Genomic DNA, 10,328 nt, shown 5'->3' with positions numbered 1-10,328 from the left:
TCACAGCACGATTCAAAATATAAAGAGTAAACTGGCGGCAATTATGGCTTTATTTATGTTTTTGGTCGCAATACCTATGAATGACATAAGTGTTTGGGCATCCAGCGGAAATCCCAGCACATCCGGCGGAAACCTTACCACATCCAGCGGAAATCCCAGCACATCCGGCGGAAATTTCACCATATCCGGCAATGATGGAAAACTCCCAACTGACACTGTGAAAATTAACCCTGAGAGCATAGTGCTGAAATACGGAGAAAGCTGTAAGCTAGAGGTTACCAGTGATTCTAATAGCAGCATAGATTTCAGCTCTTCTGATCCGGATGCTGTTGAGGTGAGTGCGGATGGAAACATCACTGCAAAAGCCTCATCAGGGGAAGTTATTATTACGGCTACATCTGTGGGAAGTGAACAATACAATCCCGGAAAAGCGACCTGTGTGGTGAAGCTTCAAAAGGCTTCCCAAGAGATTGAATTTGTCGATGCAGAAGGAAAGCCTGTGACATCAATCAATGCCTATACAGGTCAGGCCATTGAAGCTCTTACGGCCAGAGAAAAAGCAGATACTGCTTACGGAACCGAAATGATCACATATGAAATCATGGAGGATGATAAGAGTATTCTGACAGGTATCAATCGGGAAACGGGAGAAATAACGGTTTCCAGTGAATATCCGGCAGGAAGTGTTATCATTCAGGCAACGAAGGCGGAAGATTTAAACTATTTAGAAGCCACAGCCACCTATACAATTAATGTTGAAGAATGGCAGCCGGAAGGGACATACTATTCTTTGAAAGGAGATAAGAAACTCCCTGACAGTGACTGGTTTACCGACAATGTATTTGTCGAGGCGGCTGACGGATATGAGATAAGCTACGAAAAAAATAGCAATGCCGAGTGGGAAAAGGAATTAGCTGATGCCGCGGTAAGTGATGGTGAAAAGGCACAGTATTCTTTTTATATTAAGAGGATGTCGGACGGAGCTATTTCAGGATTGATGACTGTATCCTTTAAAAAGGATACAGTAGCGCCTTCCGTCTCCATTAAGGCGTCAGGAATAAGCGGCTGGGATAAGTTTCTTTCCATCATCACCTTTGGGCTATGGGGAAAAGATGAAATAGATTTTACCATAGAATCCGATGATGGTGAAAACGGTTCGGGTGTTGCAAGCGTCCAGTATTATATTGATACGGAAACAGCAGTGAAACCTGACTTAGGTACCCAAGATGCTGTGGACATGCTGAATGCGCTCGATGAATCAAAATGGAATGCCTATGCGGATGGATTTTCTCTGCAGAAGGATTCCGTAGCGGTAGTTTATGCAAAGGTGACGGATCAGGCCGGAAATTATACATATGCTTCCACAAATGGCGTAGTATTTGACTCTCAGGCGCCGACAACAACGCTGGTGCCTCTTAGTATGCCGAATGAAGCGGGATTTTACAGCTCTGATGTAGAAATACAGGTAAAGGCTTCGGACATTGCTCCATATTCGGGCATCAAGAGCATTGAATATTGGATCGAAAGTAACGGTATAGCTACGAAGGGAAGCAAAGATAAGCCGGTCAGTTTATATTCTTTTGAAAAGGAAGATCCGGAGTATGCAGATTTGACAGCTTCTTATGACAGCAGTGTATCGAACAATAACATTATCATTTCAGCCGCTGAGAATAACAGTGATGACGTTGTGCTGTATGTGAGGGTGACAGATAACGCCGGTAATGTAAAAAACATTGGAACAGATGAAAAGGTGTATAGCGCCAGGCAGGAAATTAAGATAAGCAGCTCAAAGCCCACAATCCAAGTGACCTACGAGGAAGATCCAGCAGCAATCGAGACGCACAACGGGGTTGCCTATTACAATAGCGGGAGAAGAGCAAAAATTGTAATTACAGGAAGAACCTCTGTCTTTGCGGAAGACCTTCCTGTCATAAATGTTTCAACGGCAAGATACAATGCTGCTGCCGGAACATATGAGCCTGTAAGCATTGATGGGTTATATGAAATGAGCGGCTGGAGCACCGCAGAAGGAACTGTATCTGGTGGAAATGATGCGACCCATACGCTCTACATTGACTTTTATGGGGATGCAAATTACAGCTTTACTGTGGATTACATCGATAAGGCCGGGAATACGGCTGTCTATACGCCGCAAAACGGCATGACAACAGAAGGATTTAAATCCGGCTCCTTTACGGTGGATAAAACAAGTCCTGCTGCGGAGATACAGGTAAACGAGAATATCTGGGACAGGCTTCTTCATGTGATTACCTTTGGACGATGGGGAAATGCAGATTCCGCTAATGTAAAAGCTTCCTCACAGGATGATACCAGCCCGACTAAAATAGAATATTTTGTTACTGAGGATGCAGAGCCTAAAAACGCCGCAATGCTGGATGCTGTTTCGGCCTGGACCGCATATGAAAGGGAATTTTCAATAAAGCCAGACAAACAATTCGTGGTTTATTTGAAGGTATCCGACTATGCGGGCAATTACATTTATATTAATTCTGACGGACACATTATTGAAAAAACAGCTGCTTCTATTTCCATCACCCCAGACAATCCCGTTGCCGTTGTGAATGGAATTGGAGTTTACAACAGTGATGTGAATGCAGTCATCTCTGTCACGGAAGGTGAAAGTAATTATTCAGGCATTAGGACTGTGGAATATTGGGTGACGGCAGATGGGGAAGAAACGCAGAGGGAAATTCTTTACTCCTGCCAGTATACAACAGAGCCGCTTCAAAAGGATCTAACCCAAAATTTCTCAAAGGAAGTGACTGTTTCAGCCAGCAAGAATAATAGCAGCAACGTTGTCTTAAATGTGAGGGTAACGGACAATGCAGGAAATGTGTCGCAAAAAAGCCAGGTTCTGGATATAGATGTTACGGCACCGGCCATTTCCGTAGCCTATGCAGACGAGAAACCAGTAAAAAAGGTAGTGGCGGGAAGCGGCTTCGTGGAACACGGATATTTTGACGGAAATAGAACGGCTACCATCCAAATCACGGAGAGGGCAAATCATTTTGATCCCCAGGCGGCAACGGACGGTATTATAATCACCGCAACGAACGCAAAGGGAGAAACGGTGATTGCTGACACAAAGACTCTAATCAGCGGATGGACTATGGTTCCGGGAGAAGATGCAGACACAACGGTGCATGTGGCAACCATTTCTTATAACATGGATGCCAACTATACCTTTGCGATCAGCTATGCCGATAAGGCCCAAAACGGCAATGGGCCTGTGAGCACAGGCGACAGTGTAACGCCCGGCTCCTTTACGGTGGATAAGACGGCGCCTACAGGAATGATTAGTGTTGAACAGCTGGGAACTTGGGATAAGCTTCTTTCAGCAATCACCTTTGGCAGATGGAGCAAAGAAGCTCTTCAGGTATCAGCGGTTTACGATGATGCAACCAGCTTTGTTGAAACAGTATCCTACTACAAGACGTCCAGTACACGGGTTCTTTCTGCCTCGGAACTGGATGCAGTTACAGAGTGGATACCGTATCAAAACTTCAGCATCAATGCAAATGAAAAATTTACTGTGTATCTAAGGGTGGTTGATGCTGTAGGGAATGTGACATATATCAGTACCGATGGAATTATTATAGATGATGTGATGCCGGCGATAGAAAATGTTGGTCCCCAGATTACCGTATCTGCAGAAGGAGATGTATATGGCGTTGTCAGTACAGATGTGCCCATTTCTGTTTCGGTAACGGATCCAGTGAGCGGCGATACAAAAGCCTATTCCGGCTTGAGAGAAATCACTTATGAGGTATACAGCCAGGGAGCACTGACACAAAGCGAGACGCTTTTTAGCTTTAATGATGAGAATCCTGCATATGAGGAATTGGTTCAAAGCTGGAGCAGCCAAAGCGCATTTGTTGTGGATAGAACGCTTAATAATAGCAATGATGTTGAGGTCAGGGTTCATGCAGTGGACAATGCAGGAAACGCAAGTACGCAGACAATCAGGCTTCAGATTGATATAACGGCTCCCAGAATTGAAGTGCAGTATGATAACAATGACGGCGACACAACCTTTACAGGAGATGGAACAGAGGCATATTTTAAAGAAGTAAGAACTGCCACCATTACCATATACGAGAGAAATTTTGACCCGGAAAATGTTGAATTGGTAATAACAAATACAGATGGTGAGACTCCTTCCATAAGCGGATGGTCACAAACCGAAGGAAGCGGCAACGGTGATGACTCGGCTAATGTGGCTACTTTAACATATAGTGCAGATGGTGATTATACATTTGAAGTCACATGTAAGGATGCAGCTGGAAATACAGCAGAAGCGCCGGAGTATGGTTCATCGCTTGCGCCTACCAAGTTTACAATTGATAGAACTTTACCCCAGTTTGCTGTTTCTTATGACAACAATGATTATCGTAATGAGAATTACTATCAGGAGGGAAGAACAGCAACGCTCACGATAACAGAGCATAACTTTGAGACGAGCAGAGTTAACATTATTTTGAATGCAACTGATAATGGCCAGTCGGCAGAGATTCCGTCCATAAGTAATTGGTCGAGTAATGGAGATGTGCATACAGCTACAATTTATTATCCTGGGGACGCATTGTATTCCTTTGATATTGAATATTCGGACAAAGCCGGTAATACCATGGAAGATTTTACAGAACAGAGCTTCTATGTAGATACAACACCGCCGGTGGTTACAATCAGCAATATTACAGATGAATCAGCTAATAATGATGATGGAAATATTGGATTTACCATGACTGTGACAGATACCAATTTTGATGCATTTGTTCCTGAGATCATTGCAGTTGTCCGTGAAGGAAATGAATTTAAGCAAAGAAGCTATGAGGGAGGCTCTTTTTCTTCTATTTCAAACGGCAGAAGCTATACGGTAAGTAACTTTGAAGAGGATGGCATCTATCGCATTTTCTGTACGGCTGTGGATAAGGCTGGCAATGAATTTACAGAAGTGAATCTCTACCGTCCCAATGGAACACCCTATACGGAGGCGAGGAATGGATCCGATGTGCTACTTAAGTTTTCTGTCAATCGAGATGGATCGACATTTGAACTTGACAGAAATACGTTAGAAGTAGTTGATAATTATTATGTTCAGAATGTAACCGAGAATATTGCAATTGTTGAAATTAATGCTGATGAAATTACGGAACATACCATTTCTATTGATGGAAATGAGTTGACAGAAGGAACGGATTATACCGTGAATTCGGAGGGGGGAGAAGGTGATTGGAGGAAATATACCTATTCCATTGACCAGTCTTTGTTTGAAAAGGAGGGCGAATATAACATTGTAGTCGCATCAACGGACGAAGCAAAAAACAATGCGTTTAGCGATATAAAGAGTGCCAGCGTCAAATTTGTTGTGGATCGTACGGCGCCTGTTGTTTCTACGTCTGGACTTGCGACGAATGGACGGTATCAGACGGATGTACAGACTGTGACGCTTATTCCTTCTGATGATGGAGGAAGAATGAAATCAATCACTGTTAGCCGGGTAGATGAGGATGGAAGGTCATTGGGAGAACTGCTTCACCTTGAGGAAGACGAACTGAATGAAGAGCTTAGTATAAATGGAGGAGTGCTTACCTTTAATCTTGCAGAGGGCTTGTATCAGAATGTCAGAATTGTCTGTAAAGATTATTCGATTGGCGAAAACGGAGATACAAATACATATGATGAAACATTTACAAATGTCTCAGTTTCTGCAAGTGCAATCAAGATTTTTTGGGCAAATAAAACGATTCGTAATATAGTTATTGCAGGAGGAACGACAGCAGTGTGTGGAGCAGCGGTAACGCCAGGGCTTTTTAAATGGCGGAAACGCAGAAAAACTAAGTTATAGTAATAGGACATACTACATGAAATGGCTTATTAGGGAAAAGCTGTTGATCTCGATGAACAAGTCGTCGTTTGTCTGGGATTGAAGCGACAGTATCCAAAAGAAGCTTCAGAATGGAGATTTCTATGGAATATTTAGCACATGTGGATGGGGAAAGAAAGCAGACCATAAAGGAGCATTTAAACGAAACGGCTAACCTTGCAGGAATGTTTGCAGGCCGGTTTGGAAAAAGCGACTGGGGCTATTGCTGCGGTATGCTGCATGACATCGGCAAATACTCTGCGGAATTTCAGAAAAAAATCATAGAAGGCAGCAATAAGCGGGTAGATCATTCCAGTGCAGGAGCGCAGGTCTGTCTGGAAAAAGGGGGCTTATATGGACTTATGAGCTACTGCATTGCAGGACATCACGCGGGCCTGCCGGACTATGGCAGCATGTCGGATACCGGCAATTCTCCCACCTTAATAGGCAGAAGCAGAAAAAGGGTGGAGGACTTTCAGGCATATAAAAAGGAGATTGAAATTCCGGAAGTAAAATCCATTCCCTTCGATGTGAAAAAGTCAAAGGCTCCTGATTTTTCCTTGAGCGTTTTTATCAGAATGCTGTATTCCTGTCTGGTGGATGCGGATTTTTTGGATACGGAAAAATTTATGAAAAACGGACAGACAGGCCGGGATTTCGGAGAAGATATGAATGTGCTTCTGGGAAAGCTGGAAGGGTATATTTCGGACTGGCTGATGAATCAGGATATAGACACAGTAAATGGAAGAAGGACAGAAATTTTAAAGCATTGTCTGGACTGTGGGAAAGAAGCCAAAAAGGGCCTGTTTCGGCTGACCGTGCCCACAGGAGGGGGAAAGACTGTTGCCTCACTGGCGTTTGCACTGCGTCATGCTGTGCAAAATCACATGGACAGGGTGATTTATGTTATTCTCTATACCAGCATTATTGAGCAGAATGCCCAGGTGTTTCGGGAAATTCTGGGAGATGAGAATGTATTGGAGCATCACCACAACGTGGAATTTCCCGACGCAGAGGAACTGCATCCCATGCAGCTGGCGGCGGAAAACTGGGACAAGCCGGTGGTGGTAACCACCAATGTGCAGTTTTTTGAATCCCTGTTTTCCAACAAGTCGTCTCGATGCAGAAAATTACATAATATTGCAAACAGCGTTGTTATTTTCGACGAGGCCCAGATGCTCCCAAACGATTATTTGAAGCCCTGTATTGCAATGATGGAAGAGCTGGTGAACCAATACGGAGCCAGTATTGTGCTGTGTACTGCCACGCAGCTGGCGCTGGATTCCTTTTTCCAAAGCGGGTTAAAGGCATTGGAGCTGTGTCCCAGGATGGAGGAGCAGTTTCGGTTTTTTGAGAGAGTAAGCTTTCAAAATATAGGAACGGTGACGGAAAGAGAGCTGCTGGAAAGACTGGAGACACAAGAACAGGCTCTTTGTATCGTAAACACCAGAAAAAGGGCCCAGTCTTTGTATACACAGCTGGCGGGAGAGGGCGTTTTTCACTTATCCACTTCCATGTATCCCAGGCACAGACGCCTCGTTCTGCAGAAAATCAGACAACGGCTGCAGGAAGGGAAAAAATGCCTTTTGATTTCTACCAGTCTGGTGGAGGCGGGTGTTGATCTGGATTTCAGGGCCGTGTACAGGCAGCTTGCAGGCGTAGATGCCATGATACAGGCGGCGGGCAGATGCAATAGAGAGGGCAGACAAAGAAAAGAGGAGAGCGTAGTTTCCGTTTTCCAGTTTGAAGAGAAAGAATATATGCCGGGTCTGAGGCAGCAGACGGATGTGGCGAAAATTCTGCTGGCAGAGGGGGAAGATATTTTTTCACTGGAGGGAATAGAGCAGTATTTCCAGATGCTGTATCACTTCAGAGGGGAGAGCCTGGATAAAAAGAAAATTTTAGAGGAGTTTGAGCAGAAAAGATTTCACTTTGCAAAGGTGGGGAAGGAATTTAAGCTGATTGAGGAAAATACCAAGACGATATTTGCAGGCAGGGAGGAGGAAGCAGATCAGCTTTTGCGTCAGTTAAAGCAGCAGGGATATACCAAAAGCGGGATGAGAAGGGCCGGACAGTTTTGCATCCAGGTATATGAACGGGAGCTGAAAAGACTGGAGGGTCTGGGAATGGTAAGGCTTGTTTCACAGGAAATACAGGATTTCTATGAGCTCGTGGATCATGATCGATACTCAGAAGAGATGGGACTGTGCCTGGAGGCGGATTCAGGAGCGGCGGTTTTTTTGTGAAAAAGGCCGGTTAGATAACAACAGGGAAGTATATCGCTGCATGTTATAAGGAGGGAGTGGTGCTTTAGTGAAGTACAGGAAGGAGCATGGATTATGGGAATGGGAGTAAGGGTCCGGGTGTGGGGAGACTATGCGCTTTTCACAAGACCGGAAATGAAGGTGGAGAGATGTTCTTATGATGTGATAACCCCGTCCGCTGCCAGAGGGATTTTGGAAGCCATCTACTGGCATCCTGGGATGAGATGGCAGATTGACAAAATATATGTAAAAAAGCCGATTCAGTTTACCAGCGTGCGGCGAAATGAGGTAAAAAGCAAAATTCTGGCAGGCAATGTGCTTCAGGCCTATAATGGAGCCCCAAAACCTCTTTACATAAGCAGTAAGGCAGAGATTGTGCAAAGAGCGTCCTTGCTGCTGTGCGATGTGGAATATGTGATCGAAGCACATTTTGAAATGACAAAAGAGGCAAAACCAACGGATAATCCTGGAAAATTCAAGGATATTATCATGAGGCGCCTGAAAAGGGGGGAATGCTTTCATATGCCGTACTTCGGGTGCAGGGAGTTTCCCGCACATTTTTGTCTGTGCGAGGAGGGGGAGATTCAAACGGCCTATGATCGGGTTATGGAAAAGGATTTGGGCTTTATGCTTTATGACATGGATTATACGGACCCTGGGAATCTGCAGCCCATGTTTTTCAGAGCGGTGATGAGAAAAGGCGTGTTGGACGTAAGAGACTGCGAGGTGATACGGTGATTTTACAGGCATTGGTAAAGCATTATGAGAACCTGGCGGAGGAAGGAAGGGTGTCAAAAGAGGGCTGGTGCCGGGCTAAGGTTTCTTATGCAGTCAATTTATCCAAAGAAGGAAAAATAACAGGTTTCATTTCCCTGAAAGAAGAAGAGGAGAGGGGAAAAAAGAAGGTCTGGATTCCTTCTTATCTGCAGGTTCCGGAGATGGTTACACGTTCCTCTGGGGTATTGGCGAATTTTCTGTGTGATAATTCCAAATATATTCTGGGAATTGATGGGGCGGGCACAAATGAAAGAGTATTGGAGTGCTTTCAGGCTGCAAAAGAAAAGCATTTGACCTTGCTTGCAGATGTGGAAGGAGACATGGCGCGGGCAATACGGCTTTTTTTTGAAAGATGGAAGCCCAATGAGGCTGAAGCGTGCAGTGAGGTAAAGGAGAAATGGGAAGAGCTCACAGATGGGGGCAACCTTATATTCTCTATGGGAATGCAGTATGCCCAGGAGGATCCCTTTATCAGGGAGGCCTGGGAGAAATGGCGGAATGCGCCTGGAGGGGGGCAGGAGGGAATCTGCCTTGTGACGGGCAAAAGGTCTGAAATTTCCCGAATCCATAAAACCATTAAGGGAGTGCCCGGAGCACAGTCCAGCGGGGCCGCGCTGGTTTCCTTTAATGCACCGGCATTTGAGTCCTATGGGAAGGAACAAAGCTATAATGCTCCGGTGGGAAAATATGCGGAGTTTGCTTACACCACCGCATTGAATTATCTTTTGAGCCAAAAGCAGGAGACCTTTTTGCTTGGAGATTCCATGATTGTGTTTTGGGCGGAGAGCGGGAAGGAGGAATATCAGGAGACATTCTCCTTTACTGTGGATCCAAAGCCGGATAATCAGGAGGAAATCAAAAATGTTTTCCAGAAATTAAAAACCCAAAGTCCCATAGAGGTGAAGGGGATTGTGTTAGACCCTGAGCAAAGGTTTTATATATTGGGGCTTGCGCCCAACGCCGCAAGACTTTCCGTCAGATTTTTTTATGAGAATTCTTTCGGAAATATATTGGAACAGCTTTCCAGGCATTACGAGAGAATGGAGATCATAAAGCCTTCCTGGGAGCAGCGGGAGTATCTTGGTATCAGGGATATGCTGTTTGAAACGGTAAATCAAAAAGCCAGGGAAAAATCTCCGATCCCCAATATGGCGGCCATGACGCTGCAGGCAATTATTTCAGGAGCCAGATACCCGGAAAGCCTTTATACGGATACGCTGATCCGGATTCGGGCAGAGCAGGGAAGTATTACCTGGGGGAGAGCCGCTTTGATAAAGGCTTTTTTGATTCATAACCGCAAACTGGAGAAGGGAGAATGTTATATGGCACTTAATGAAGAAAGTAAAGATACAGCATACTTGCTGGGAAGGCTGTTTTCTGTATTGGAAGCGATTCAGACA

The 10,328-nt window shown here is 44.8% G+C and carries 4 protein-coding genes; all 4 read left to right on the top strand.

Going from position 1 to position 10,328, the window contains the following annotated elements:
- Positions 1–43 precede the first annotated feature (43 nt).
- Positions 44–5,869: an Ig-like domain repeat protein gene (locus AC1WIP_RS06015; protein WP_481140982.1), complete on the top strand. Its 5,826-nt coding sequence runs from the start codon at positions 44–46 to the stop codon at positions 5,867–5,869.
- A gap of 122 nt (positions 5,870–5,991) precedes the next feature.
- Positions 5,992–8,133 (top strand): CRISPR-associated helicase Cas3', encoded by a 2,142-nt coding sequence (gene cas3, locus AC1WIP_RS06010; RefSeq protein WP_481140981.1) that lies wholly within the window; start codon positions 5,992–5,994, stop codon positions 8,131–8,133.
- Between the two features lie 93 nt (positions 8,134–8,226).
- Positions 8,227–8,889, top strand: coding sequence for a type I-C CRISPR-associated protein Cas5c (cas5c, locus tag AC1WIP_RS06005; protein ID WP_481140979.1), 663 nt, complete (start codon positions 8,227–8,229; stop codon positions 8,887–8,889).
- Positions 8,886–10,328, top strand: a 1,443-nt coding sequence (cas8c, locus tag AC1WIP_RS06000; protein ID WP_481140978.1) for a type I-C CRISPR-associated protein Cas8c/Csd1, incomplete at its 3' end; no start/stop codon positions are given. The genes cas5c and cas8c, both read left to right, overlap by 4 nt.

The sequence above is a fragment of the Acetatifactor sp. genome (genome assembly GCF_982438285.1).
This window is presented reverse-complemented; position numbering and strand designations above follow the sequence as displayed.